General features: G+C 43.9%; 25 protein-coding genes. 3 read left to right on the top strand and 22 right to left on the bottom strand.

Annotated features, from left to right (window positions below; all coding sequences use genetic code 11):
* Positions 1–209: 209 nt before the first annotated feature.
* From CSV76_RS12545 to CSV76_RS12530, 4 genes are all read right to left on the bottom strand, one after another.
* The gene (locus CSV76_RS12545) at positions 210–1,193 is read right to left on the bottom strand and encodes a hypothetical protein (RefSeq protein WP_099625785.1); all 984 of its coding nucleotides are present in this window, start codon (positions 1,191–1,193) and stop codon (positions 210–212) included.
* Positions 1,194–1,205: 12 nt separating this feature from the next.
* A complete protein-coding gene (locus CSV76_RS12540) occupies positions 1,206–2,024 on the bottom strand; it encodes a hypothetical protein (protein ID WP_099625784.1) in 819 nt (272 codons plus the stop codon).
* Positions 2,000–3,601 carry a VPA1262 family N-terminal domain-containing protein gene (locus CSV76_RS12535; protein ID WP_099625783.1) on the bottom strand — a complete coding sequence of 534 codons (1,602 nt, stop codon included), beginning with the start codon at positions 3,599–3,601 and terminating at the stop codon, positions 2,000–2,002. The genes CSV76_RS12540 and CSV76_RS12535 overlap by 25 nt, the downstream gene beginning before the upstream one ends.
* Positions 3,602–3,883: 282 nt before the next feature.
* The gene (locus CSV76_RS12530) at positions 3,884–4,111 is read right to left on the bottom strand and encodes a hypothetical protein (RefSeq protein ID WP_099625782.1); all 228 of its coding nucleotides are present in this window, start codon (positions 4,109–4,111) and stop codon (positions 3,884–3,886) included.
* Positions 4,112–4,227: 116 nt separating this feature from the next.
* On the opposite strand from CSV76_RS12530, the gene CSV76_RS12525 reads away from it, so the two are divergent.
* Positions 4,228–6,141 (top strand): hypothetical protein, encoded by a 1,914-nt coding sequence (locus CSV76_RS12525; RefSeq protein ID WP_099625781.1) that lies wholly within the window; start codon positions 4,228–4,230, stop codon positions 6,139–6,141.
* A gap of 422 nt (positions 6,142–6,563) precedes the next feature.
* Here CSV76_RS12525 and CSV76_RS12520 read toward each other — a convergent pair whose 3' ends face one another.
* The 13 genes from CSV76_RS12520 to CSV76_RS12460 form a co-directional block, all read right to left on the bottom strand.
* The gene (locus CSV76_RS12520; protein WP_369823334.1) at positions 6,564–6,698 is read right to left on the bottom strand and encodes a flagellin; all 135 of its coding nucleotides are present in this window, start codon (positions 6,696–6,698) and stop codon (positions 6,564–6,566) included.
* Between the two features lie 321 nt (positions 6,699–7,019).
* Positions 7,020–8,627, bottom strand: a complete 1,608-nt coding sequence (locus CSV76_RS18000) for a flagellin N-terminal helical domain-containing protein (RefSeq protein ID WP_099625780.1) — start codon at positions 8,625–8,627, stop codon at positions 7,020–7,022.
* Between the two features lie 211 nt (positions 8,628–8,838).
* The gene (csrA, locus tag CSV76_RS12510) at positions 8,839–9,060 is read right to left on the bottom strand and encodes a carbon storage regulator CsrA (protein WP_099625779.1); all 222 of its coding nucleotides are present in this window, start codon (positions 9,058–9,060) and stop codon (positions 8,839–8,841) included.
* 1 nt (position 9,061) lies between these two features.
* Positions 9,062–9,547 (bottom strand): flagellar assembly protein FliW, encoded by a 486-nt coding sequence (gene fliW / locus CSV76_RS12505; RefSeq protein ID WP_099625778.1) that lies wholly within the window; start codon positions 9,545–9,547, stop codon positions 9,062–9,064.
* A gap of 17 nt (positions 9,548–9,564) precedes the next feature.
* Positions 9,565–10,116: a DUF6470 family protein gene (locus CSV76_RS12500; RefSeq protein ID WP_099625777.1), complete on the bottom strand. Its 552-nt coding sequence runs from the start codon at positions 10,114–10,116 to the stop codon at positions 9,565–9,567.
* A 68-nt stretch (positions 10,117–10,184) separates the two neighbouring features.
* Positions 10,185–11,075, bottom strand: a complete 891-nt coding sequence (flgL, locus tag CSV76_RS12495; RefSeq protein WP_099625776.1) for a flagellar hook-associated protein FlgL — start codon at positions 11,073–11,075, stop codon at positions 10,185–10,187.
* Between the two features lie 16 nt (positions 11,076–11,091).
* On the bottom strand, positions 11,092–12,645 hold the full coding sequence (gene flgK / locus CSV76_RS12490; protein ID WP_099625775.1) for a flagellar hook-associated protein FlgK: 1,554 nt from the start codon (positions 12,643–12,645) through the stop codon (positions 11,092–11,094).
* Positions 12,646–12,657: 12 nt separating this feature from the next.
* Entirely contained in the window at positions 12,658–13,164 is a 507-nt protein-coding gene (locus tag CSV76_RS12485) for a flagellar protein FlgN (RefSeq protein ID WP_085428385.1), read from the bottom strand.
* 17 nt (positions 13,165–13,181) lie between these two features.
* Positions 13,182–13,448: a flagellar biosynthesis anti-sigma factor FlgM gene (flgM, locus tag CSV76_RS12480; protein ID WP_099625774.1), complete on the bottom strand. Its 267-nt coding sequence runs from the start codon at positions 13,446–13,448 to the stop codon at positions 13,182–13,184.
* Positions 13,449–13,576: 128 nt separating this feature from the next.
* Positions 13,577–13,993, bottom strand: coding sequence for a TIGR03826 family flagellar region protein (locus tag CSV76_RS12475; protein ID WP_099625808.1), 417 nt, complete (start codon positions 13,991–13,993; stop codon positions 13,577–13,579).
* 5 nt (positions 13,994–13,998) lie between these two features.
* On the bottom strand, positions 13,999–14,613 hold the full coding sequence (locus CSV76_RS12470; protein ID WP_099625773.1) for a ComF family protein: 615 nt from the start codon (positions 14,611–14,613) through the stop codon (positions 13,999–14,001).
* Complete coding sequence (locus CSV76_RS12465) at positions 14,610–15,974, bottom strand: ATP-dependent helicase ComFA (protein WP_199173063.1); 1,365 nt, start codon at positions 15,972–15,974, stop codon at positions 14,610–14,612. Before CSV76_RS12465 ends, CSV76_RS12470 begins: the two co-directional genes overlap by 4 nt.
* 14 nt (positions 15,975–15,988) lie before the next feature.
* Positions 15,989–16,837 carry a DegV family protein gene (locus tag CSV76_RS12460; RefSeq protein ID WP_085428382.1) on the bottom strand — a complete coding sequence of 283 codons (849 nt, stop codon included), beginning with the start codon at positions 16,835–16,837 and terminating at the stop codon, positions 15,989–15,991.
* 541 nt (positions 16,838–17,378) lie between these two features.
* Here CSV76_RS12460 and CSV76_RS12455 point away from each other — a divergent pair.
* Positions 17,379–18,155, top strand: coding sequence for an enoyl-CoA hydratase-related protein (locus tag CSV76_RS12455; RefSeq protein ID WP_099625772.1), 777 nt, complete (start codon positions 17,379–17,381; stop codon positions 18,153–18,155).
* A gap of 390 nt (positions 18,156–18,545) precedes the next feature.
* Here CSV76_RS12455 and CSV76_RS12450 read toward each other — a convergent pair whose 3' ends face one another.
* On the bottom strand, positions 18,546–18,944 hold the full coding sequence (locus CSV76_RS12450; RefSeq protein ID WP_099625771.1) for a flagellar protein FliS: 399 nt from the start codon (positions 18,942–18,944) through the stop codon (positions 18,546–18,548).
* A 116-nt stretch (positions 18,945–19,060) separates the two neighbouring features.
* Here CSV76_RS12450 and CSV76_RS12445 point away from each other — a divergent pair, with 116 nt between their 5' ends.
* Positions 19,061–19,870: a flagellin gene (locus CSV76_RS12445; protein WP_085428379.1), complete on the top strand. Its 810-nt coding sequence runs from the start codon at positions 19,061–19,063 to the stop codon at positions 19,868–19,870.
* A gap of 16 nt (positions 19,871–19,886) precedes the next feature.
* Here CSV76_RS12445 and CSV76_RS12440 read toward each other — a convergent pair whose 3' ends face one another.
* The 4 genes from CSV76_RS12440 to CSV76_RS12425 all read right to left on the bottom strand — a co-directional run bounded on the left by CSV76_RS12440 (position 19,887) and on the right by CSV76_RS12425 (position 25,882).
* On the bottom strand, positions 19,887–20,180 hold the full coding sequence (locus CSV76_RS12440; RefSeq protein ID WP_099625770.1) for a late competence development ComFB family protein: 294 nt from the start codon (positions 20,178–20,180) through the stop codon (positions 19,887–19,889).
* 489 nt (positions 20,181–20,669) lie between these two features.
* Complete coding sequence (gene aspA / locus CSV76_RS12435; RefSeq protein WP_085428377.1) at positions 20,670–22,115, bottom strand: aspartate ammonia-lyase; 1,446 nt, start codon at positions 22,113–22,115, stop codon at positions 20,670–20,672.
* 103 nt (positions 22,116–22,218) lie between these two features.
* Positions 22,219–24,189 carry a S9 family peptidase gene (locus tag CSV76_RS12430; protein WP_099625769.1) on the bottom strand — a complete coding sequence of 657 codons (1,971 nt, stop codon included), beginning with the start codon at positions 24,187–24,189 and terminating at the stop codon, positions 22,219–22,221.
* 139 nt (positions 24,190–24,328) lie between these two features.
* Positions 24,329–25,882 (bottom strand): fatty acid--CoA ligase family protein, encoded by a 1,554-nt coding sequence (locus CSV76_RS12425; RefSeq protein ID WP_099625768.1) that lies wholly within the window; start codon positions 25,880–25,882, stop codon positions 24,329–24,331.
* Between the last annotated feature and the right edge of the window lie 569 nt (positions 25,883–26,451).

The raw sequence follows: 26,451 nt of genomic DNA, 5'->3' as shown, positions 1-26,451 counted from the left end.
CACTCAATATGTATTTCCGACCAAAGAAAACATAGGAGTGATCACGAATGACCTACACCCATCTTAAGTGCTGAGTACCTGTGCACCGAACTTTCATGATTGTTTAAACTAACATGATTATTCTAATATTCATGTTATTTTTTCACACAGGTACTTTTCACTTATCCAAAAGCCGAATGCTTCTCATTGTAAAGTTACGTCTTCTATTGTCATTTATCCAAAATAATATCGAGTGCTCTTTTCATTTCATTCATTATATTATGTGTCTGTAAATTTTCCGACCCCACATTCACATCCCAATTCCGTTTATCTTCAACAATGATTAACAGTTTTTCACATATTTCTTTAAAATGTCTTGGCTCCCCTAAGTGGTCAGCATCCATATTAGCTGCAACAAAGATGGCTGTTAAAAGAGCTGCCAACAAACCATTTTTACGTTTACTTTCCATGCTAAAATCAGAAAACCATTGACTTTCAATACGGAACCAACGATTAGTCAATTTATCCAAGATAAGACCTAAGTTTTTTCGATTCGAATAGCGTTCAATTAAAATTGGTAATATAGCATTTTCTATTAGCGTGCCTACTGCTGTGAAGTCCTTGTTTTTCATGAAATACATTTCCAAGACAGATTTAAGCCATAGATTTACTATGCCTCGGTCCCATTGAGTCAGCATCGCTGGGGAGCCACCATCGTTCTTAAGAGCAAGTCTAATTTCAATAAGTATTTTTTCCAGGTTATTATCGTAAATATATGGCGCTTTCCATATCTCAAACATATTTTCAATTAATGATGGCTTGGCCATTTCGCCTAATATATCTCCCAGACAGGATCCTAGCCAGTATAAGTTTCCCCGTTCTCCTTCTAACCGCCGGGTGATCATCCTATCTAGCAGCAAAACCAATATATCTGCGCGGTCCAATTTAATTAATAGATTGAAGCACTTTTTTAGATATACTAAAAGTAGTAATCTGTGTGACAATTTGATGTTTCTTTCATTATAAAGTGCCAAAATATGCTTGGTTATTTCAATACGTCCCCATATCCCTGCTTCACTTGCCAAGTGAAGCAACAGTTTTAAGTCATGTTGATAAAGCGGGTTGGAACAGATAGACTTAAAAACAAATGGATTTTTTTCAGGTGTGATTAGCTGTGCTATTCTTTTGGGTTCGACTGCATAACAGAGTGCCATCAGCTGATCAGCTCATCTTGGCAACTCTATGCGCACTTCATTTAACTGTACGTCCCTTCTAGCGACTTTTAAAATTTCTTCATTCTCAAATTCAGAATAAATTTTTTTATAGGTAGATTCTTCATGCGAATCCATACCACTACTGTCCCATCCTAGATTTACCTTTAAAAGCGGGCCGTTTTCAATATTGATATTAAAAAAAACAGAATGGAGCTGCGCTTTCAGCCCATCTATTCGACGCAAGAGCTCTGGCCAAAGCCAAAAGGGAATTTCTAAAGCGGCCATCAGCAAGGAAGTATTGACAATACGTTTCATCTGTTGTTTATTATCATAGTCACATGCCATGATACCGCTCAAAGCTCCTATTACAAGGCGTAAAGCATCTGTCCTATATCTCAGCTTTGCTTCTTCCTGTAAAGGTTCAAAGTTTAAATGAGGAAACCATCCTGTTAAAAGCCATTCTCTCCACCCTTCTTTTTTTTCAGGAGAGCAAATGGAAGAGAGCAGAAAATCAGCCTCAACTTTGTATTTTTCGATATTGCTTTTTCTCTCGAAGGAATGGAATTCACGAAACACCTCTTTTGTAGAGTAACGAACTTTCGTTAATGAGCTTCCTTCTCTTTTCCCGCTTACCTCCTGAGCAATTGTGTCCTTATAGAATAGCAAGAAACCGTCTGTCCACTGTTCCCATTGTTTTATTCGTTTTGATGCATTCTGTAATTTCAAATCCTCATCTATTTCTTCAAATACCCTTAGCCATTTTTCATTATGATATTGATAGAAAGTCCATTCTTCTCGTTTTTCTTTTAAGAATCGATCTTCGGCGGCCATATTACTACTCCCTCCAGCTCATTCCATAAGTCTATAAAAGCATCGATAACCGGTTGAGCATGCTCTACTCTCAATAAGATAGAATGAGATGAACCTATACTATTTAGTGAAGTGCCTAACGACCAAACGGCAGGCGGATTGCCTGGAAAGAGAAGAAAACGATCATGGAATTTCCAACCGTGCTCGGCATATTGACAACGAACCTCAAGTTGAATCCCTTCGTGGTTGCTCTTAGTCATTAATTGATCTATCATCTCTTGCTTCTTTCCTTTAAATACTGCGTCATTATTCCCTTCCTTATCAGCAAACTCCTTCTTGTCTTCTTTAGAAATTGAAGTAATGACCCTTAGCGGGACACCATATGAGCTATTAAAATATAAAGTGTTTAATATATCATTGCCATCACAGTACGGGTCCCAAAGATAGGCACCATTTTCTCCGTAGGTCTGGATAAGTTCACGAATATCAGATAATGCTCTTTCACGTTCCTTCTTTCCGTTAGTGCCATACTGGACAAATGACTTTTTAAGTTCTAGCTTTTTAACTGATTCCTCATGTTGACGCTTGGAAACTCTTTCCTTCCACTCTAATTGTTTCCCAATAATTGTTGGGTTCTCCACATGACGCAAATCGATATACCGGTCTTTTGGATTTCCTTTTTTATCCGCATCGATTTGAACCCATCGTTTCTTGGTAGAGGCTATGCTCATATTAAAATTGATTTGTTTCATTAACGAAGCAGTATCTTTATATAAAAGAAGTTTATCGGAATTACGTACGACTGAAGTGGAAATAAGACCTTCTGTACTTCCAATTTCAACTTCATGCAGTGTATGGGTACCAACGGATTCACCATAGCTGTGAATTGTTTGATCATAAGAGGCAACTGCAACAACAGAAACTTCAGGCAAAATATCATCAAGTTTCGTATGCCAAGTAATTTCCACAACTTTTTTAGTACTAAAATCAGCCGACCCTCGTTCCTCTACATTTAGTAATGTGATAGGAAGTTGAAAAATAATATTCCCCCATCTATCTGTAAGTCGCTGTAAATCAATAGGTAAATGTTCCAAGATCCATTTTGTGATTTTCTTTTGCTGATTATCAGAAAACGATTCAAATGTTTTCTTTTTGTTAGCGTAAAACTCAAATAAATAATGAGAGTGACGAAACGGATTTTTTATTCCTGAATGAATAGGCGGAACAGGATTACCAGGAACAAATACTGGAGGTAGTGCTGTCAAATCTTCTAAGGTTAGCGGTACATCAGATTGAGGCTGCTGCCACATACCATGCTCTGAAAGAGAGTGATAAAGCGCTAAGACAGTCTTTACTCCAACATTCTGGTAAGTAATCATAAGTGAATGTTTTTTATCGATTGTAAGCGGTTTTTGAGTTCCATATTGTATTTTATTTAATATTGGTGCCTTTCTTTCTTGGAGCGTCACAATGGTATAAACATTGTGGAATATCGGATTTGCTAGTGATCGATCGCATAGAATAATACTTAAAATTTGGGCGGACTGATAAAATCCAATTGTCCCATCTTTTATAAAATAGTCGAAAGGATAATTCATAATAGTCTCTTCTCCTTCAAAATTTCTAATACTGGAATATTAGTTCCTTATTCATCCTATCAGTATACTTGGTTAGTTTCTTGCACAGGTACCCATCACTTAATACCAATACTCAGGCAAGTCACTGGAGCAACACTAGTTCACAAATCACTTGCGATAAAAATGGTTGCAAAACTAATTTTACTAATCCAATACTAGGATACTAATAATACCTTTTAAACCAGTCATATAGTCGGCTGGTTTATTTTTTGACCAATAAATTACGAATGTGGAGACGACATCTTATGAATCTAAATAGTTTCGCAACGACTCAACCACCGCCCTATGCTCCTCAATCTGCCCCTCCAACTCCCGCACTTCATCCCCACTAAGCCGAAACCTCGAAGCATACTCCGCAATCTCCTTCATCTTATACAACCGCTTCTCGATCTCTTCCAATATCCGATCCTGCTGTTTAACCTGCTCCAGTTGTTCTTTCAACCGCTCGATTTCTTCTGAGTGATCCGCCATTTGCTACTCCTCCTTTACACTTGCATACCAGTTCAATTATCAGATTATTATTAGCTATTACTCTTCCACTATTATATAATAAGAACATATATTCTTATCTTATAGGAGGGCTCGCTATGACGATTGGAACATTGAAGTACGCTACTCATTCACGATCTTACGGCTATTTACTAGAAGATAGTAAAGCTGCAAAGGAGCAATACACCGCCCATTGTAAAAATAGTAATCCCGAAACAAGTTCGCTACCTTCTTCTACAGAAAAATTAAACAGCTTGTTATGTGCATTGTTGCTTGGCAGTGGACGTATTATTTCTTCCTCAACTAGCCATAAGTATTTTCGATTCACTTTCCATACAAAGCATACTGAATGGGCTCATTCCTGTTATCAACAGTTACAATCCTATTTACCGAGCTTCGTTATAAAAAAAGAGCAGACAACGGATACACGAAGTAAAATCGGCTATACAGAGCGTGTGGTGATCGAATCTGCTCCCTGTGCGACCGCTGATGCGTTATACTCCACTTGGTATCAGAACAGCTTCAAGGGCATACCTCTCGAGTTTGTTGAACAGCATATGACCGATCAGACTCTCGCGTGGTGGTACCAGGACTGCGGTCACTTGAAAGTGAAAGAAAACGGGACACTGGAGAAGTTGATCCTCTCTACTGAGCAATGGACTGACGAAGAGCTTCGATTACTGCAATATGTAATGAATAGTAAATTAAGTTTGCTGTTTGCAGTAGATGGACAGAAGAGATTAATACTCTATGACCAACTGCAAATCAAATACTTCCTAAGTATAGTAACACCTTGGATCCATCCTTTGTTCGCTTATAAAGTAAAAGACCTAGCAGTCCACAAGCCGGTCGCGAAACGGACAACTATACGACTGCCTAATCAAATTTCTATTCCTGCCCCTACTAAAGAGATCAATCAAATGATTCAGCAATATGCTTCTTCTATCCAAGTAACAGGAGACAACTTCCAAAGATTGAATTACGCGAGGCAAGAGAACAATGAATCTACACGCTATCAAGTGAGCTTGACTGAAGAAAATCAACACGCTCTATGTTCTGTCCAAGCTTCGACAGGTTTAACGTTAGGTGAGATTGTGCAAGAGTGTTTCCATCAGCATAACAGCATTTCACCGCGACCGCTGAATACATTGGATGATCTTTCCACTATACAACAAAATATAATACTCGGTTCTATTATTGGAGATGGTTCTCTGAGATACGTCCCATCAAAATCTATGGGGATCAGAAGTAGCTATTATGAACATTTCTCTATTAAGCAATACGATTACCGTGCCTGGAAAGTTATGAAGCTTCATCCTTACCTCGTATTTAATCGAGAAAGTATCGTGATTGATTCGAAGATTGATAATTTATGGAGTGATTTACAATCTGATTTTTACAGCGAGAAAAATGAATACAATAGAAGAACCAAGCGTCTGCCGACAAATCAACTTGATAATTTAACCGATTTGCATAGTCTGGCAACGATCTATATGGATGATGGATCGCTGCTTCTATCTACCAGAATAAATCACAATGACAAAAATATTTATATTACGCCTCACATAGCCCTTTATCTGCAATGCTTCACGTTTGATGAATTGTCATTACTAAATGAACAGATCAAAAAATTAACTGCTGCCCAATTCACTCTTACAAGAACGCCGAGCGGCAATGGTTATTATTTACGTACCAGCAAGACAGCTGATACCTTGCTGTTTCTGCACGACATAGAACCGGTTACTGTTACCTGTCCTGCCATGAGCTATAAAACTAACTGGCATTACCGTTTCTATATAGAAAAACAAAGGTGGCATCACAAGTACGCGGGCTATCAACTATTGACCAGCTCCAGAGACCGAAGACCGCTTTACACTTCCCATGAAATACAAACTATTAAATCTATGAAGCAGTCCGGCAATACGGATCAGCAAATAGCTGATGCACTCGGACGCAGCTACGGGTCAATTGTTTATAAAATCCGTGAACTACGAAAACAAAAATATCTATAGAAAAAGAGACTTCTCGGAAGAAGTCTCTTTTGTAGTTCAAAATAACTATTAACGTAATAGTTGTAATACGCCCTGAGGCTGTTGGTTGGCTTGCGGAGCCCCTAATCATTTCCAATTAGGACTAGACTATATCTCCATCCTTGTATCTAAATACCTAGGATGCTGGGCACTTCGAACGTCTGTTGACGCCCTACGGATTTCATCGTCATAGCTTGTTTGCCTTAGACGGTATATCCTAGTCGTTGAACCTTCTCCAGAGTTTCCTCACAGGAGCTTGGCTGCTGATTGTCCAATTCTACTTCTTTTCGACCATTCACGTTTGCCGTTTCCAGCTGCGTTGTAGGAAAGTAGACTTCAGGAGGTTCCAGCAATTCACCCAGTTATGCGTCCTATCCGTTACCGAATAGGCGTCCCTGAACCATTTATCGAAGGAGTTGTAGAATTCCGTTCGATGCTTGGCTCGATTGAGAAAGCATTGCTTGTGCTGCTTGAGTTAAGATGTTGTTCTTCGTAAAGTCCATCATCTCTTTCGCCATCGTGCGAACATTAGCTTTCACTAATGACTAGACTATATCTTCACCCTCCACACTTCGGTAGGGGCCGGGCACTTCGGATTTACAAGTTACTCAGACTTGTGTTTCCTACGGATTTCATCACCATAGCTTGGCGCCTTAGATGGTCTATCCTAGTCGTTGAACCTTCTCCACTCTTTCGAGACAGGAGCTTGGCTGCTGATTGCCCAATCTGTTCTTTTTTCAAGCATTCACGCTGACCGTTTCCAGTTACGTTGTAGCAAGAACAGTTTCAGGGGTTTCCAGCAATTCACCCGGTCGTACTCTCTAACCGTTACCAGTCAGGACGACTGTGTCTGTTACAGCTTACGCTGCTAAGACATAATCCACATCGCGAATACGTGATTCCGCAGATGTTAAGTTTTCTGACGATGTTCCTAAGTTGTTGATTGTATGTTCTAAACGGTTTTGTGATGCACCGAGTTTTGAACGTTCGCTAGACACTTTATCAATTGCATCTTGAATAGTAGAAACGGCTGCAGCTGCTTTTTCGTGTGAAGAAACGTCAAGTGCTTGCTCCGCAACTACATTGTCTGTTCCATTTGTTACTCCTAGTTTATCATTTACTGTTCCTACCGTTGCGATACCAAGAGCAACCGCACGCATATCCTCAATACCAACAGACATGGATTGTCCTTCGTTAGCTCCGATTTGGAATTGAGCCGACTGATCCTTTGTAACCGCTGCTGTTGTTACTTCTCCAGCAACTGTGACCTCTTTAGTTTCTGTTTTTAGAGCGAAAGTACCTTTAATATTTCCATCACCCGAAGTATCTCCAGTTGCTGTAAACGTAAATGAGATTCCATCTTGTTTAAAATCTAATGTTTCTCCAGCTGCTAACGAGAATTCAGTCGTTGACACCGTGTCAAGTCCAGCTTTTTGGGTTGCTGTAAATGTTCCAGCTGTTTCATCCCATTCAATTTCCAAACTATCAACATTTGCAAGATTAGAACTGCCGCTCGCAATCGCGATATCTGAAACTGCTGCACTTGCATCCCCAGTTCCTCCAGTTACTGCAAGCTCAACACTTTTAGGAACAGTATTAATTGTACCAGTTCTATCAACACCTGATCCTGTTTTGGACAAATCAATTGTTACAGATTCTGTATCTGCCCAGTCAGCAGCGTCTGCTTTACTGAAAGAGAATGAAATTCCTTGGTTGTCATAAGAATATGTTCCAGTAGCAGCATCGAGTGCCATTTTATCAGCATTAATATCTAATTTCTTTGCAGCACCATCTTCTCCAGAATAAGAAACTTCAAAGTTTTCACCCATTTTTTTGATAGTAATAGAACCTGCATCGGCGTCCGCCAAATTATTCCAAGAAAATCCATTATCGGCTGAACCAGTCAATTTAACATCAATATTTGCTTTGGAACCTGCACCCCATGCAATAGGCTCTTCACCAACTTTAATTGTCTGCTCAACAGCTTTTGTAACATCTACTGTTGTAGCTGGTGTTGTAACTGCAGGTGTTATTTCTTTTTTAGATGACAAATCACCATTAATTAATTTCTTTTGGTTAAACTCTGTTGTATTACCAATACGGTTAATTTCTGATGTTAGTTGGTTAAGTTCTTTTTGAATTTCTTCACGATCTCCAGCAACGTTTGTATCGTTACCAGCTTGTACCGCTAGTTCACGCATACGTTGTAGAATATCATGTGTTTCGTTTAGTGATCCCTCAGCAGTTTGAATTAAAGAGATACCATCCTGTGAGTTCTTTTGAGCCATATCCAATCCACGAATCTGTCCACGCATTTTCTCAGAGATTGCTAGACCCGCTGCATCGTCTCCTGCACGGTTGATTTTAAGACCTGAAGATAATTTCTCGATGTTGTTAGCTGCCGCTGCGTTGTTTGAACCTAGTTGACGATGTGTGTTCATTGCTGCCATGTTGTGATTGATAATCATGTTAATTTCCTCCTTGAGTGTTTGTTGGGTACACGTCCTTGTGTCCCTTATTTGTTTTACGATTTTGAGTGCCGGCCGGACGCTCTCTGCCGCTTACACTACTAATATCGGATGGGTGACTAGAGTGTTTAGTAGTTTAATAAATCTTTTTTCAATTTATTTGAAATGTGAAGAAAAGATGGCGCTTGCTTTCTAGATATTCTATTTGTGTTTACTTTTTATCTTTTAGTTTTGAGTACCAATCAATATCTAATGTCAGGGATTCGGTATTCGTTTCTTTAATAGATTGAATCAGTTCACCACGTACAATATCCACTGACTTAGGTGCCTCTATACCCACCCGTACCGTATCGCCTTTTACTTCCAAAATCTTCACTTCTATATTGTCTGCGATTTTAATCGTATCGCCTGCTTTGCGTGAGAGTACTAACATATTATTCACTCTTTCCGCTAGTTGTTTTTTCTTTCATTTCATCCAATTTCTTTTCATCGATTGGATGCTTGATAAGATAGCGCTTATCATTCAATACCATTTGTTTAGCTTTTCTGTTGTTTGTGTGGAACAGAAGTGGTGCCTGTAGGTTGATGGTAGATTCTTCAAAAGGTTCTTTAATGAAGACGATGCCGAGTACCATTAATTCTTCCGGGCTTTTCACTCCCAGTAAATCAATTGTTGGATCATCTACTTTGAAGTCATACTCTTCTACGATTTTGTACGGATTCGCTACGACGAATGCTACGCCTGCTTCTTTTGTCGACTGCAATACTTGAAATTGTTGATTATCTCCGATTGGCAAGATGACGAATTCTTCTTCGTCTTCAAATCCTGGAAGGCCTTTTGGGAAATGCCATGCTTTGGATAGATCTACTTCTATTTTGTCGTGGAATTTTGTTGTGATTTTTTTTAATTGTGGTGTCACTAGATATCTCTCCTTTATTAAGCTTTCCAATCAATTTGAATCGATCCGTACTGTGCCATTTCAACGGATACTTTCCCAGGTGTGTAATTGTGGATCGGTTTGTTGATTTGCGAATCAATTTTCGGCTTCTGCGGTGTCACATTAATATCCAGTGATCCTTCAGAAAAGCTCATTTTTACTTTCGTACGGTCTCCAACAAATTTCACTTGCATATCCGCCATGGGACGCTCGGTATTTTGTTTGACGATGTCCGCAATCGAAGCACCGTTCTCGATTTTCATGAGTTGTTGGCCTTCTTGTGCGCGGCGCCCTGCACCTTCTTGCACTTTCTGCATACCGTATTGCGCGTTTTCAGAAGTGCGACGGAATACACTTTTTAAGTCTAGATCCGCACGGTTTTCTGTTGTATCGAGTGATAGTTGCGGACGTGTGGTGGACATTTCAAGAATCGCTGCTGGCTGTTCTATGCTTAATGTAGCTTTCGGCTGCTGAATTTCTTGGACAGGCTTTGTCACCTGCAAGTCGATTTTTGCAGGTGTCGTTTGGATTTGAAGCTGCGGTATGTTCACGTTCTCCACCTTCCCTTACTTTTCTGTATAAAAAACAGCGGACACTTGCACAGTGTCCGCCTAGTTTGTTAGCGCAAGAAATCCATTAAAGAAGGTTGCATGATTCGTGCGCCTACTGATAATGTGGCACGATGGATGGACTCTGATGTGATCAGGTCCGTAATCGTTTTTTCATAGTCGACGTCTTCATTTTGGGAACGCTGCTTTTTTGCGGCGCCTTCTTGCATTTCGAGACGGTTATGCATTAGTTCTGCGCGGTTCGAACGGGCACCGATATCTGCGCGTTTTGAAAGAACAACATCCAATTGACCGTCGATATCGCTGATCATTTTACCAAAGCTGTTTCCGTCATTAGACGAACCGGTACCAGTAAGATCTTTGACTTTATCGAGCAGGCCGTCGATATCACTGAACATTTTGCTGACGTCCGTACTTACGCGCAGATTAACTCCGTCAAATACTTCAATCGACACATCGCTTTTGTATGCATCACCAGTTTCGAAGCTTTTGTTTTCTTTGTTGTAAAGTGGCTTATCCGTCATACTTCCACTGAAGATATGTTTGTCTCCTACTTTAGTATTTGCGACATCCTGTAGATGCTCACGCAGTTGCCCGACTTCTGTTTCAATTGCCTTGCGATCAGTCTCTGTCATCGCACCAGTATTGGAAGCATTCGTAGCAAGCTCTTTTAATCGTTGCAACACTTGTCCCACTCCGTCTAGCGCATCATCCGAACTATCGAGCCAGTTGTTCACTTCACCCATGTTCTTTTGATACTGTTCAACTTTGTTCACTTGCATGCCATACCCCATGCCTTTCATCACGACAACAGGGTCATCGGATGGACGAGTAACTTTCTTACCTGTATTCAATTGTTCTTGTAGCTTACCCATTTTATTGTAGCTGCCGGATAAGTTACGCAGCATGTTTTGAGATAGCATGGATTGTGTTACACGCATGAGAATTCCTCCTTCATTATCTGCCTACCGTACCCATTCCGTTGATGATTTTGTCGAGTGCTTCATCCATCACGGTAATCATACGGGCAGATGCGTTGTATGCTTGTTGGAAGCGGATCATGTCGGTCATTTCTTCGTCTAGTGAGACGGAACTGATTGAGTCGCGTCTGTTGGAAACGGACAATAATAATGTACCGGAGCTATCGGTCATTTTGATGGCTTGTTGTCCTTCTACGCCGAGTTGCCCGATGGCTTGTGCGTAGAAGCTTTGCACGCTAGATCCGTCTAATCCAACTTTTTTATCGAAGAATACATCCCCAAGGTTTTTAGCATTTTGGCCATTACCGACTTCTGCACTGCCTATTGGTGAAGTAGACGCAGCCAATAAGTTAGGGTCTTTGCGTATAGCTTCGTTTACGGATATATTACTTGCAGTGAATTTACCCGTGTTATCATTCTTGACAAAGAAAGGCTTCCCTCCATCACCATTTAAGTCAGTTCCACTTTCATGAACCTTATTAAAGGCTTCCGCAAATGCATTCGCCATTTTATCCAATTTCGCCATCATCTCGGGATATAAGCCTTTTATATTATCAGCTGCAGGTGCATTTTTATCCACATAGCCATACGACTCTACAAGCGATCTCAATTCTCCACTCTTGACCATGTCGTTAACATCTAGCGACTTGCCTTCTGGTTCTGTAATCGGTCCGCCTGTAAATGTAAAGCCTGTCATCGCAGTAGGCAAAGTACCATCCACTTTACCATTTATGCTCATTTCTGCTACTTTATCTTTTTGAACTACTGTAATAGCGTCACCAGTTGTCTTAATTTTAACTGTGACCGTACCTTCCGCAATAGCAGGCGCACGTCCCCCAGTTTTTTCATAACTAGTTTCAATCGGCACTAAACTCGATAACTGATCCAGTAACCCATCACGTGCATCATATAAATCATTCGGTAAATAACCATTCGGTTCTACCGTAGCGATTTGTTTATTTAACTCACCAATTTGACTAAGCAAAGAATTGATCGTCTTCGTACCAAAGTCAATTTCATCGCCTAAGTTTCCTTTAATCTCAGAAACAGATTTATAAATATAATTAAACGAATCCGCCACCGCAGCTCCACGCTCTACAACTACCGCGCGAGCTCCACCGTTCTCCGGATTCGCCGCAAGTGTCTGCAAAGATTGCCAAAAGTCGCTCATCGACTGCTGCAACCCATACTCAGAAGGCTCACCAATGACATCTTCCATCTGCGCAATCGCATTCGAACGAGATTCCCAGTAGCCGAGCTTCGTTGATTCACTACGAAACTGATGATCTACAAACGAGTCACGAATCCGCTGAATACTCCCTGCTTCTACACCTGTCCCAAGGAATCCTGGCATCGTGCCTGCATTCATTCCTACTCCTGGAAACCCAGAAGTCGACTGCATGTTCACACGCTGTCGTGAGTAACCAGGCGTGTTCGCGTTCCCAATATTATGCCCTGTCGTATAAAGAGCGGATTGCTGTGTATACAATCCGCGTTTGCTAGTTTCAAGTCCCATGAATGTCGAGCGCATGTTGTGTCCTCCTTATGCTTGGGAGTCGAATGAAGAGAGCTTCGTTTTGGCTCCGCTTTGTGACTGCCCTTGTACTTCGTTTTTCGAATAGTTGACGGTTTCCGGACGCGGACGGACCATGTCCAGCGATAGATTCACAAATTGAAGAGATTGGTAGGTCAGTTGCTGGTTGAGGTCGTTTTGCTGTTTCAACTCATGAATCGCATGCAGGAGACGGTCCCTCGCCTCTGCTAACGGATCTTTGTCCGGAATTCTTGCCAGTTCGATTAATTGTGTCATCGTCGGTTCGGCAGGTACTGCACTTCCTTGTGCGGTCAAATACTGCTTCACTTCCTGTACACGCTTCTGGTCCATTTGCACAATAGCCGCTAGGTGAGATTGCTCCTCCTTCAACAGCTGGTCAATTCCCTCGATGTCGCCGCTTTTTAGCAATGCGGTCTTGTCGTTTGAAAGACGGAGCAAGCTCGTATGCAGTGTTTCCAAGTGATTGAGCGTTGTCAAAATTGGTTCAATGGACATGTGTAACCCTACTTTCTTTATAGCTTATTGAAATACGACAGCATATTCGAAGCGAGTTTGCTCGCATCTACTTGATAGTCTCCAGACTGCACTTGCGCTTTTAGTTCCTGCACACGTTGTTGTCTAGCCGATTCAATCGGTGAAGCCGCAGATAACTTTTTCGCTTCCGATGAAATTTCGAGTTTATCTGTTTTCACTTGTGCTGCTTGCTTTGTCTGATCTACTTTCATTTGCTGACTCCTATATGGATTGACAGCTTGTGGTTTGAATCCTTCTACTTTCATACGTCTCGCTCCTTTCAAATCTTACGTTGCATTTGGGTCCTACTCTTTATTTCGGCAGATTTACCGAAAAGTTTAGAGACTTTTGGACGAAAAAACGAGCAGTACCAACTGCTCGTATCGCTTGCTTGTCATCCTCGGTCTTTTTGTGCATGGTACGCGCCTTTGTCTTGCGCTTTAATTGCTTCACGAAGTTCAACCGCTGCGTCAAACGTCCGTAGATCCGCTTGAATCTCTTCCGTACATTTGTCACAGATCTTGCCCGTCGATGTTAATGCGCCACATTTATCACATGGGTAGCCTAAGTTCGGGAATAATGCAGGCTGCAGTCTTCCTTTACGTACCCAGCGATGCAGTAATTCTTCCGTCACGCCTGTAACTTCGACGATCCGGTCAATATTCGCTGCACGGTTTTCTCGTCTGCGTAAAAACTTATAAACCGATTCATACATCGTCTCTTCCGCCTGTGCACACGTTGAACAAACATCCCGAAGGCCCGTGTAATTAAACATACTGCCACATGTCGGACAATTTCTTGCTTCCGCCATCTCCATCACTTCTCTCTTATAGGTCTGAATAACGTCACAGCTTCTACTCGGTGTATCCCACGCTGTTTCAGTGCTCGTGCCGCGTGACGCAATGTTGTACCCGTCGTATAAATATCGTCCACAAGCACATACACTGCTTCATTACTTGGTATATCGGCCGTTACTTGAAATAGTTCAGTCATCGCCAAGCGTTCGCTACGAGATTTTTCACCCATAACCGATTCCGTCGTTTTCCCGAGTAGTGATTGATACGGAATATTCGCTGCTTCTAGTAACGCATCCACTTGAGAAAAAGTTCGCCTTATTTTATTGATCGGATGCATAGGAATCGGCACGATGATTTTCTTGGAATTGTTCAGTACGCTACGTAACGACGACGCGAAGATTTGTGCGAGCGCCACGTCTTGCATGAACTTGAACTGGTGCAAGTACTCTCTCGCTGCTTCATTATATGCATAGAGCGAATGAACAGAATCGAGTACGTCGTCTTGTTCGATACAATCGATGCGTTCGAACTTCTCAAAACAGATGGGACAAGCGGATGTGTCTTTCTGAATACCGAGGAAATGTTGCCAAGTGGGCTGGTCGTGCAGAGGTTTGTCGCAGATTAAACACGTCATTGCGGCACCTCAGTATGGTTCAGCTTGCGGATTTCCCGTTTTGCTTCATCCATGGCGCGCGTAATACCTTGGTGGAATAGTACAAAGTCGCCTGACGTGTTCGGAACGGATCGACCGACGCGTCCACCGATTTGAATCAATGCGCCTTTATTGAAGATCGTCTGCTCCGCCCCAACAACCGCCACTTGCACGTTCGGTATCGTAATCCCCCGCTCGAGAATCGTTGTCGTTAGGAGGCCGGGAATCTTTTTCTGTCTCAGCAACTGCACGCGTTCTTTGCGGTCATCATGTTCCGCATGAACTGCACAAATTCGTTCATCGAGTTGCTGAAATAACGGTTCCGCCAGTTCCATCAGTTCAATTTGATGAAAGAAGATGAGGAATGGTTGTTGCTTATCAAGACGTTCGGTCGTCCAGCGTAGTAATTTCGCTGGAATCCGTTTCTTTTTCAGCTGCTTCTCGTAATTCCATAACGCAACGCTTCGCGGTACCGGTAGCGGCTGGCCGTGATAACGTCTTGCGAGAACGGAGATATTGCCTTGCTTTTTATTCATAGCAAGCAACTGACCCGAAGGAGTTGCCGTGACGAAATGAATCGGTGCATTCGGTTTTGCGGCTTTTCGGACCGCTCGCTGCAATGTTTCATCCGCCGTATACGGAAACGCGTCGGCTTCATAAACGAAGATCGCGTCAAACGCTTCGTGAAAACGATAGAGCTGATGGGTCGTCGCTAGAATCAGCTGTGCGTCGAAGTGTTCTACTTCCGCCCCGCCATACAACGCTTCTACTTTCGTATCAGGAAAAGCCGTCGTTAACCGTGGCAACAGTTCCAAAATAACGTCCACACGCGGTGCTGCGAGACATACCCGCTTGCCTTCTTTTAGTAAATAGTGAATAGGCTGAAACAGCATTTCCGTCTTCCCTGATCCACACACCGCGTAGAGTAAATGAGATACCCCTTGTTTCGTACTTTCAAGCAATTCATTCGTCGCTTTTTGCTGCGAAGGTGTTAAATTCCCTTGCCAGTTCATACGGTGGGTCGTTGGATAAGTGGGTGGCGTGCCTGTCCACGTTAGTAAATCGGAACAGCACGATACCCGCCCCATGTTCAGACAGTTTCTGCAGTAAGCGCACGGTGCTTCGCATTGAGCACACATAAATACGGTGAAGCGAGTCCGATTTTCATTATGGCAACGCTGACAACGATAGTGCGTCCCATGCCATATTTTTTTCGTTGTCACGCCTTTTTCTATATGGATGTCGCCTTGACTAATTGCTTCGTCCACGACTGTTTCCGAAAACGGCAAAAGATGACGCAACCAAATGCGCCCTGCCAGAAATTCTTTTAAGTGTTCGGCCATGTACTTCCCCCTGTTCAGGTTCCGCGTCGTTTCACCCAGCCGAGTCCCATCGCCCCTTCTCCAAGATGGGTGCCGATGACCGGACCAAAGTGACTGATCGTGAAATCGACATTCGGGTGTTTTTCTTCTAATTGTTTCTTCCATTCTACTGCGTCGTCATAGCGATTCGCATGGATCACAGCTGCATCCAGCAATGAATTCTTTGCGTCTTCCGCGAGTAAATCTGAAATGCGCTTCATCGCTTTTCGCGTCGTACGGATTTTCTCAAACGGCACGATGATTTTGTCTACGAAATGCAAGATCGGCTTTACTTGTAGTAAGCCGCCAACTAATGCCTGTGCACCGGATAAACGACCGCCACGTTGCAGATGCGATAAGTCCGCCACCATAAAATAGGCACTGACGTCTTTTTGCATTTCTTTTAGTTCTTCTATGATCGCATGTGGGTGTACGCCTTCATTCGCAAGCTCTGCAGCACGGATGGCGTAGAAGCCTTGGGGATAGGCTGAAATTTCCGAGTCGAACGGCAGCACTTCAATTTCCGGCACGAGTTCGGCAGCCTGTACAGCGCCCATATAGGTTCCGCTGATGCCGCTTGAAAGGTGGATGGAAATGACTGCGTCGTAGTCTTTGGCGAGTTCGCTGTATAGGGTTTGGAAGTCACCGATTGCGGGTTGTGATGTTTTCGGTAGCGGGCCTTTGCCGCGTACCATTTCGTAGAATGCTTCGGTTGTAAGGTCGACTTCTTCTTTGAATTCTTTGCCTTCGATGGTTACGAGTAAGGGGATGGTATGGATCCCAAGTTCTGCTTTTATGTCATCCGGCACATACGCCGTCGTATCTGTCACAATCGCTGTTTTCAATATGATCAACTCCTGTTACTTATTCTACCTGAAATCGTTGGAGTTGGCATCTGTGAAGCGGACATTGGATACGGGAGAGGATTTGCGCTTCGGAGGGGGACGCTTTCCGGAGGGCGTGGCTTGAGCTTCCTCGTCCGCTTCGCTACCTGCGGGATCTCAAGGCTCACGCTGATCCTCTCGGAGTCGCCCCCCTCCTACGCTCCAATCCTACTTTTAGTGGGGTGGCACTTCATGTTACTTATTGAACTTAGGACTAAGATCTAGTTCAAGTTCAACATAAGACTTTGAGCTGACACAATCTGAAAGAGAACACTAGTGAAGCGGAGTGGAAGGCGGCGACTCGGGGAGGATCAGACCGATCAGGTAAGACAACCAAGAGAGAGCGAAGCGAACTGGTTGGCTTACCGCGGGCCCTCCCGAACGCGTCCGCCTGGAACGCAGCGTAACGATGCCCTTCCCCTTCCACTCTTCAAAACTGACGAAGTAAGCCCTTTCATGCTATCGTGTAACTAGACTAGACACTTCAAGGAGGCGTTTGACCATGCAGGAAATTATCTACGAACAAAAAGATGCAGTAGCGTACGTGACACTTAACCGACCCGATTCTATGAATGCATTCAACTACCAACTACTACTCGAACTTGGGCAAGTAGTCGAAGGTATCCGGATCGATCCCGACGTGCGAGTAGTCGTATTTACAGGCAGCGGCGATAGAGCATTTAGCGTGGGAGCTGACTTAAAAGAACGCAAGACATTGACGGAATCCATGGTCCGTCGCAATCTGAACAAGATCGGTGACGTCTTTACGATGATTGACCAACTCCCCCAGCCAACCATTGCGGTCATCAACGGCTTTGCATTCGGTGGTGGCATGGAACTAGCACTAGCTTGTGACTTCCGGATTGCAGCGGACATTGCGGTGATGGGATTGACGGAAACTGGACTCGCGATTATTCCTGGAGCTGGCGGCACGCAACGGTTGCCTCGATTGATTGGTGAATCGAAAGCGATGGAGCTCATTTTGACAGCTCGACGCGTATCCGCTGAAGAAGCGTTACAGTTAGGTATGGTGACGCAGAAAGCGCCTTTGGATTCATTGGAAGAGACGGTGAATACGTTTGTAGGTTCATTGCTCGCTAACGGACCGATTGCGATTCAACAGGCGAAGTTTGCGATCAAGCAAGGCATGATGGCGGACTTGCAGACGGGGCTTGCGATTGAGCGGAAGGCGTATGAGATGACGATGCCGACCGAGGATCGTGTGGAAGCGTTGATTGCTTTTTCGGAGAAGCGGAAACCTGTGTTTAAGGGGAAGTAATGGTTTTGGGATAGAGCGGATAAATGGCTTGATAGAGCACTCAGCTCGTCCCATAGAGCGGAGAAACAGCCTGATAGAGCACTCAGCTTGTCGCATAGAGCGGATAAACGGACGGATAGAGCACTCAACCCATCGCATAGAGCGGACAAACTTCCTGATAGAGCACTCAACCCATCGCATAGAGCGGACAAACGCCACGATAGAGCACTCAGCCTGTCGCATAGAGCGGATAAACGGACGGATAGAGCACTCAGACTGCCGCATAGAGCGGACATACACCCCAATAGAGCACTCACCCAGCAACTATAAGCACCACCCGCAACTCTCCCAATCAAAACACCAAAGAGATTGTCAGATAAGCCCCATTCCCAGGGCTTTCAGACAATCTCTTTATACTGTATCCGTCTGATAGCGCTGCAACCGTTGATGCTGACGTACTTCAGTCCAAGCTTCAGACAATAAAATCACTTGTCCGCGAATTTCCGGCAATAGCTCATACCGTCTATTCAACTGCACTGAAACCAGTGTTTGATTCAGCAATACATACAACAAAAACAGCCGCTCCCCTTCTTCTGTTTGATGATCAAGGACGGCCATTAATTCGAACAGCGCATACTGAAGTTTCTTTAACGGATCGGATAATTCTATTGTGGGTTGCTGTTTAATTTCATTTTGCATACTTTGTAGCACATTGCCCATTTCATTCAACAGCTCAATCATCGTGTCGAGCATTGGCGTCGTGGTGCTGACGGTCGTTTGATAGGCTGTTATCGCACGTTTCACGTACATGCGGGATCACTCCATACTATTTTTACTTTTATTATCGACCAGATTTGTTCATTTTATATGAATTTGGACGATATAAGTGAAGATATACAATAGAATACGTAAAAGTGGGTGAAGGGATGCGAATACACAGCTCAGAGAATATTGCGCTTTCCTCGAACCGTATGCAAAGGAATGCAACGGACATGGAAAAGACGCTCGCTAAGCTCAGCAGTGGTTCGAAAGTGGAAAAAGGAAGTCAAAACGCTTCCGGCATGGCCATTTCCGAAACGATGCGGGCTCAGATTAAGGGATTATCCCAAGCGCAACGCAATATGCAAGACGGACTTTCTGTACTTGAAGTGTCCAATGAAGGCTTGAATAATATCAATGATCTCTTGCAACGTGGACGTGAATTGGCAGTAGCTTCTGCAAATGGCACGTTGACTGATAATGATCGTCAAGCGAGTAGCGAAGAATTGTCGCAAATACTACAAGCCATTGATGATACGGCAGGTAAACTCGAGTTCAATACGATGAAAATCCTTGGCGATGATACCGCGATCAAGTTACAAGTTGGTGCCAATCCAGGACAGCAGATGACGATTGGCAATATCGACGTCAGTACGACAAAGCTAGGCTTGGACGGTGCGTCACTTGCGACACGGACAGACGCGGAACAATTAATTTCCACGATGGACAAGGCAATCAATATCGTTTCAAGCACGCTGACGAAAGTCGGTTCGGAAATGGAAGGCATTCAGCATCACTTAACGAACGCATTGGTGTTTGAAAACAATTTAACGACTTCCCTTTCGAAGTTAGCTGATACTGATGTGGCGAAGGAAATGATGACATTCGTCCAGCAGGATATTCGTTCGAAGGGTGATCAGATGTTGATCAACTCGGTGAATAGTAATTTGAAAGATACAGTTTCGTTATTGAGATAAGCAAAAAACCTTCCGATTATTGATCGGAAGGATTTTTCATGTTGTCGCATCTAGGATTTTGCCCGACGATACCGGCAGCCCAAGCGACTTTCGTCAAGATGGCGGTTGCCCCTTGACGGTCGGCTTCGTGGACGGCGCGGATGTAGGCGCTGTTTGATTCTTCGACGATGTATTGCGGTTTGACGTTGTTGAGCGTCATGGCGAGCACGTCGTTCATGCAATGGTCGCATGTGCAAGGCATGTTGAGTTCGTTTTTATACTTGGAGATGACGTCACGGACGACGACTTCCATAATGTTATGCACTTTCATAGCGGGATACTCCTTCTTACTTAAAGTAGTTGGAGATTAGAAAGAAACGTGAATAAATGGGTAGTGTTCTGAATGCCGTTGATTTCCGTTGCAGGCGGACGCGTTCCGGAGGGGGCGCGGTGAGCCAACTGTTCGCTGCGCTCTCTTAGTTGTCTCGCCTGTCGCCCTGATCCTCCCAGAGTCGCCGCCTTCCACTCCAATCAACTGGATAGTGGTGATACATTGTTAGATTCAATGACATTAAGTCTTTTAAAAATTAGTACATAGAAATTAGCACTTAAAATACCAGTACAATTTCTAAGTGTCTTCCACTACCAAAGTAGGGAATGGGGCGGAAGACGGGCGACTCCCGCGGGAATAGCATGAGCCTTGAGATCCCGCAGGTAGCGAAGCGGACGAGGAAGCTCAAGCCATGCCCGCAGGAAAGCGTCCCGTCTGGAGCCTCATTCCCGGAACCACTACCCAAAGTATCCTATCTAGTTCAAAGCCTTATTTAGAAAGTATAATCTTCTTCTTCAACAACTCTTTACCCGAAATACCAGGCTTCGTCATCTCGAACGGATGGAGAATCGTATCCAGATCTTCTTTAGACAGGATATTTCTCTCGATACAAATCTCGCGGATGGACTTGTTCGTCAGTAATGCTTCTTTTGCAATCTCTGACGCCACTTCATACCCAACGTGAGGGTTGATCGCTGTGATGATACCGATACTCTTCTCCACATACTCTTCCAAGTGCTCAACGTGTGCCGTGATGCCGTCTAGGCAATAGTCGCGGAATACGCCGAAGACGTTTGTCATGATCTTCAATGACTGCAGCAAGTTAAACACCAATACTGGCTCCATGACGTTTAATTCGAACTGGCCAGCTTCAGACGCCAAAGCGATTGTCATATCGTTACCGACTACTTGGAACGACACTTGGTTCATGACTTCTGCCATTACTGGGTTGACTTTACCTGGCATGATGGATGATCCAGGCTGTCTTGCAGGCAATGAAACTTCGGATAAACCTGTGCGTGGACCGGATGCCATGAGGCGCAGGTCATTACAGATTTTCGACTGGTTCAGCATCGTGCCGCGTAGTGCTGCCGATACTTGAACGTACGAGTCTGTGTTTTGTGTTGCGTCTACTAGGTGTGTGGAAGACTTTAGTTCGAAGCCACTGTTTTCAGAAAGATAGCTAGCTACTTTTTTGATATATAGTGGGTCTGCGTTTAGGCCAGTTCCGACAGCTGTTGCGCCCATGTTGATTTCATATAAATAGACACGTGATACACGAACGCGTTCGATGTCACGACGTAGTACCATTGCGTAGGCTTCGAATTCTTGTCCAAGACGGATCGGAACCGCGTCTTGCAAGTGTGTACGGCCCATTTTCAAGACCGATTGGAACTCAATGGACTTTTTCAAGTACGTTTTATGAAGAGATTCCATCACTTCTAGTAATTTATCTACTTTCATTAATGTTGCGATATGGATGGCTGTTGGGAATGCATCATTTGTCGACTGCGCCATGTTTACGTGCGTGTTCGGGCTAATGATGTCATATTCGCCTTTTTGGTGGCCAAGAATTTCAAGCGCACGGTTGGCGATGACTTCGTTTGCGTTCATATTGACCGACGTTCCTGCTCCACCTTGGATCGGGTCGACGAGGAATTGGTCACGCAATCCGCCATTGATTACTTCTTCAGACGCCTGGATAATCGCTTCGGCAAGATTCGCGTCCAATTGACCAATGTCGCGGTTAGCTTGTGCAGCTGATTTTTTAACAATTGCAATCGCACGGATCAAGTCGCGGTTGACGCGATAGCCCGTGATCGGGAAGTTTTCCGCTGCGCGCAATGTTTGAATTCCATAATACGCGTCTTGTGGTACTTTCTTGTCACCGATAAAATCCGACTCTATTCTGTATAGTAATTGCTCTTCCATCATGCAGAACCTCTTCTCAAGTAGTTTTTATATGTTTAATTCGTATCTCATTATACACACAATATTTCGCATGTATAGCCGTTCGGGCATACAATCTCATATTACCTTATAGATAACGTTTAAACCACCCGGTAATCTCTTCTAATCGCGCAATTCGTAGATTCGGCTTCCCTGTTCTTGACAAATTATGATCAGATTCGGGGAAACGGACAAATTCTGTCTCTTTGCCTAAATCTTTCAGCGTTATATACAATTGCTCCGCTTGTTCGATTGGACAGACGAAATCTCGTTCTGCGTGAAGAATCAATAACGGTGTCTCGATGTTCTCTGCATATTTTAGCGGTGATTGGTTCCATAACTTGTCGACATCTTTCATTCCAGCTTGTAAATGCCAGTCTGTGAAGTAGTAGCCGATATTCGATACGCCGAAGAAACTGATCCAGTTACAGATCGATCGTTGCGTAACAGCTGCTTTGAAGCGATTGGTATGTCCGACGATCCAGTTCGTCATGAAGCCACCATAGCTCCCCCCTGTTACGCCAAGACGTGTTTCGTCGATCCAGTTTTCGGTTTTCAACACTTCATCTAGCCCTGCCATAATATCTTCGTATCCACCGCCACCGTAATCGCCACGCACTGCATCGACAAACGCCTGACTATAGCCGTGACTGCCGCGTGGATTAAGATAGAGAACGCCATAGCCTTCTGCTGCGAGCACCTGCATCTCATGGAAATACGTAAAGCCGTACATCGCATGCGGTCCACCGTGTATTTCAACGATCAACGGATACGTTTCGCCTTCTGTAAAGTTCGCTGGCTTCATGAGCCACCCTTGAACGTTTGCATTGCCGTTCGTATAGTGAATCGTTTCAGGCTCCACCAACTCTACTTTCTTCAACCAGTCTTCATTGAATGAAGTCAGCTTCGTCCGTTCGCCTGTCGCTATCGTTTGACGATACAGTTCTCCTGGGTTCGTCATCGTGCTGACCGTTAGCAAAGCAAATTCAGCATTAGTAGCGACATCATAGCCGTAGACATGTTCTTCTTCGCCCGTCGCAGGATAAATGGCGCCGTCAAGTGTAGCCGCATATAGACGAACATCCCCCATACTCGATAGTTGGAAATAAAGTTGCTCGTCTTCTGTCCAGACGACACCTGGTGCGATCGTTTGCTGCAAGTGATCAGATATACTTTCGTCTCCGATCGGTGCGTCGATGCCTGCTGTCAGATTCATCGTCTGACCGTTTGATTGGTCATAGACGAATACATCTGCTTGTGTAACGTTGGCGAACGTCAAAGCATAACCTGTGTACGCGATATAGCGATCGTCTTTTGAGAAAGCAACCTCACCGAAGTATCCTTGTTCGTCAAGGATCACCGTTTCGTTTTTCGTCTCGATATCCACGAGCACTAACGGTAAACTGAAGTCATGATCGACGTCTTTATTGCGATTGACGGCCATCACCAACTGCTTGCCGTCATGCGACACCGCTTCAAGCGTATGATCGAATGGTTCCGACGTAAAATCAAAGATGGCGCAAGTTGCGATATCGACATAGCCGATTTGTGTGTAAACTTCTTGCGGCAGTACTCCGACGAAATCCGCTTTGTATTTCATGTTCGTCACGCGGATCGGCCGTGGCATTTTACCTTCTTTTTTCTCCGTAGTAGAAAACGTTTCGCCCGTTCTAACAGTCCCCGCAAACCAAATTTTCTTGCCGCACGGTGACCATTCGAATGAATCAATTCCTTCTGTACAGCTCGTCAATGCACGTGCTTCTCCGCCAGCCTTTTGCATGACATAAAGTTGATCCGTGTCACTACGATTCGATATAAACGCAAGTTTCTTGCCGTCCGCAGACCATTTCGGCGCACGTACTTGCTGTTTGCCATACGTCCACCGCGTCACAGCGCCTGTCTCCAACTCGATATGGTGAATAGCAGAATAATACGTATTGTCTTTTCTATTTAACTCCGTTACCGTAAATACCGCTTCTTGATCATTTGGTGCCAGTACCGGATTCGTTACCGATTTCGTTTCGAATAAATCTTCAATTGCTACCTGCCGTTTTTTCATCTAATCCCTCCTATTACTTGAATGTATCTCCCTAAACCATAACAAGACGATACTCCTCTTGGCAATGGATGTGTAAAGAACGAACGACAAAAAAACGAGTGATCGACGGTTACCGTCTAATCACTCGTTTGCTTTACTATTATATTTTGATTTGATCTTTTAATGAACGGCGCAGAATCTTGCCTGTTGTGTTCTTTGGCAATTCATCTAGGAACTGAATGGACTTCGGAACTTTGTACTTCACCAAACGTTTCGCACAAAATTCTTGCAACGACTCTTCCGTAGCTTCCGAACCTTTCTTTAGTACTACATAAGCTTGTACTTCTTCACCAAAATTCATATCCGGCACACCAACGACTGCCGCTTCCACAATATCGCGGTGACTGAACAGCACTTCCTCTACTTCACGAGGATACACGTTGAATCCACCAACGATAATCATATCTTTCTTTCGGTCTACGATATAAAAGTAACCGTTTTCATCTCGTCGCGCCAAGTCTCCTGTATAGAGCCAACCGTCACGGATTGTGGCAGCTGTTTCTTCAGGCATTTTATAATACCCTTTCATGACATTCGGTCCGCGTACAATTAATTCGCCGACTTCATTGTCAGGCACTTCCTCACCCATTTCATCGACGACTTTGTTCTCGACATTCATGATGTTCGTGCCGATCGATCCCGGAACGCGGTCGCGATCTAATGGATTGAAACAAGTAACAGGTGATGCTTCCGATAGGCCATAGCCTTCTGAAACACGAACTTGGAACTTCTCTTCAAAATCATGCAGCAATGAAACAGGCAATGAAGATCCACCTGAAATAGCTAGTCTGATGGATTCAAAGTCTTCCGTTTTCCCCTCTGGATATTGATAAAGGAAGTTATACATCGTAGGCACTCCCGCAAATACGGTTGCCTTTTGCTCGCGAATCATATGGAAAATTTCCCCTGGGCTAAAGCGCGGCTCTAGTAAAATCGTCGCTCCTTTAACGAGTGGTGCATTCGCAACTACTGTCAACGCGAATACGTGGAATAAAGGCAACGTCGCTACGATTTTATCGTTTTCCGAGAAGCCTAAATAGTCCCCTACGTCGCGTGCATTCGAGAAAATATTTTTGTGTGTCAGCATAGCACCTTTCGGACGACCTGTCGTTCCAGATGTATACAAGATGATAGCGCTTTCATTTTTGTCAACTTCTACCACTTCCGTCAATGGCTTCGATTGCTTCATCAAGAGGCTAAATGGATGAACTTTCGGCTTAACCGAATCAGGCAATGCCGCTAACTTCTCCCCTGCATCCGGACTCATTTCACAGACGACATAGTTCTCAATCGTCGGGAATGACTGGCTCGCTACTTCTACTAGTGGCAAGAGTTGATCGATCGCAATAACGGCTTTGGCGTCGCTATTTTCCAGGATGAATGAAATCTCATCCGGTGTGTACAGCGGATTAATCGGCACAGCTGTCGCTCCGATGCGCATAGTGGCATAGAGTGAGATTAGATAGTGCGGCGTGTTACCAAGTAGGAATGCCACTTTGTCTCCGTGTTTGACTCCCAGGTCTTGTAGTGCGTTGGCGAACATGGATACGGACATGTCGAACTCTGCGTATGTCGTGTCTTTCCCCATGAAGTGATAGGCAATTTTACTTGGCTTGGTCTGCGCTGTTTGTCGGACGCTCGAAACTAGATTCATGCTTTCATCTCCCTAACAAGTGAATGAATAACCATTCAGTAATTCATTCATTATACTAATAGAATAATTAATTGGCAAGAGTTTACTGAGAAATTTGTATTCTTTATTTATTTGGGTAGGCTGGTAAGGTGTTGGGGTGGGGATTTGCGCTTCGGAGGGGACGCTTTCTGGAGGGCGGGCGGTGAACCACACCCCTTCGCTTCGCTCGCAGGGTGTTTCACCTGTCCCGCTGATCCTCCCAGAGTCGCCCCTCCTACGCTCCAATCCCTCGCAATGTAAGTGGTTGATACTTTTTGTTGTGCATTAAAGTAAGTGTTGTAATAGATTTTGAACTTCAGTATTTGAATCTAAATAAGTAAAGACAAAACAATAATTCAAACACTACTTACAGTAATTGATCTAAGTATCCGTACTAATAATGTAGGATGGAAGCGGAAGTTGGGGGCGAAGTGCAAAGATGTGCTCCTAACGCTGCGCTTTTACTCGCAAAAGCCGTTCTTCGTTACGGCTCTTCCCGCAGGATCAGCTCGAAAGGAGAGACAACCAAAAGGGAGCAACGCGACCTGGTT

Source organism: Sporosarcina sp. P17b (genome assembly GCF_002743115.1).
GTDB lineage: Bacteria > Bacillota > Bacilli > Bacillales_A > Planococcaceae > Sporosarcina > Sporosarcina ureae_C.
Note: the sequence above shows the minus strand (reverse complement) of the source record. Positions and strands in the feature narration are given on the sequence as shown.

Bases quoted from the DNA above. Each gene is read 5' to 3' on its own strand.
- CSV76_RS12545 (WP_099625785.1), bottom strand. From the start codon at position 1,193: ATGGCACTCTGTTATGCAGTCGAACCCAAAAGAATAGCACAGCTAATC.
- CSV76_RS12540 (WP_099625784.1), bottom strand. From the start codon at position 2,024: ATGGCCGCCGAAGATCGATTCTTAAAAGAAAAACGAGAAGAATGGACT.
- CSV76_RS12535 (WP_099625783.1), bottom strand. From the start codon at position 3,601: ATGAATTATCCTTTCGACTATTTTATAAAAGATGGGACAATTGGATTT.
- CSV76_RS12530 (WP_099625782.1), bottom strand. From the start codon at position 4,111: ATGGCGGATCACTCAGAAGAAATCGAGCGGTTGAAAGAACAACTGGAG.
- CSV76_RS12525 (WP_099625781.1), top strand. From the start codon at position 4,228: ATGACGATTGGAACATTGAAGTACGCTACTCATTCACGATCTTACGGC.
- CSV76_RS18000 (WP_099625780.1), bottom strand. From the start codon at position 8,627: ATGATTATCAATCACAACATGGCAGCAATGAACACACATCGTCAACTA.
- csrA (WP_099625779.1), bottom strand. From the start codon at position 9,060: ATGTTAGTACTCTCACGCAAAGCAGGCGATACGATTAAAATCGCAGAC.
- flgL (WP_099625776.1), bottom strand. From the start codon at position 11,075: ATGCGTGTAACACAATCCATGCTATCTCAAAACATGCTGCGTAACTTA.
- flgK (WP_099625775.1), bottom strand. From the start codon at position 12,645: ATGCGCTCGACATTCATGGGACTTGAAACTAGCAAACGCGGATTGTAT.
- CSV76_RS12485 (WP_085428385.1), bottom strand. From the start codon at position 13,164: ATGTCCATTGAACCAATTTTGACAACGCTCAATCACTTGGAAACACTG.
- flgM (WP_099625774.1), bottom strand. From the start codon at position 13,448: ATGAAAGTAGAAGGATTCAAACCACAAGCTGTCAATCCATATAGGAGT.
- CSV76_RS12475 (WP_099625808.1), bottom strand. From the start codon at position 13,993: ATGGCGGAAGCAAGAAATTGTCCGACATGTGGCAGTATGTTTAATTAC.
- CSV76_RS12470 (WP_099625773.1), bottom strand. From the start codon at position 14,613: ATGACGTGTTTAATCTGCGACAAACCTCTGCACGACCAGCCCACTTGG.
- CSV76_RS12465 (WP_199173063.1), bottom strand. From the start codon at position 15,974: ATGGCCGAACACTTAAAAGAATTTCTGGCAGGGCGCATTTGGTTGCGT.
- CSV76_RS12455 (WP_099625772.1), top strand. From the start codon at position 17,379: ATGCAGGAAATTATCTACGAACAAAAAGATGCAGTAGCGTACGTGACA.
- CSV76_RS12450 (WP_099625771.1), bottom strand. From the start codon at position 18,944: ATGTACGTGAAACGTGCGATAACAGCCTATCAAACGACCGTCAGCACC.
- CSV76_RS12445 (WP_085428379.1), top strand. From the start codon at position 19,061: ATGCGAATACACAGCTCAGAGAATATTGCGCTTTCCTCGAACCGTATG.
- CSV76_RS12440 (WP_099625770.1), bottom strand. From the start codon at position 20,180: ATGAAAGTGCATAACATTATGGAAGTCGTCGTCCGTGACGTCATCTCC.
- aspA (WP_085428377.1), bottom strand. From the start codon at position 22,115: ATGATGGAAGAGCAATTACTATACAGAATAGAGTCGGATTTTATCGGT.
- CSV76_RS12430 (WP_099625769.1), bottom strand. From the start codon at position 24,189: ATGAAAAAACGGCAGGTAGCAATTGAAGATTTATTCGAAACGAAATCG.
- CSV76_RS12425 (WP_099625768.1), bottom strand. From the start codon at position 25,882: ATGAATCTAGTTTCGAGCGTCCGACAAACAGCGCAGACCAAGCCAAGT.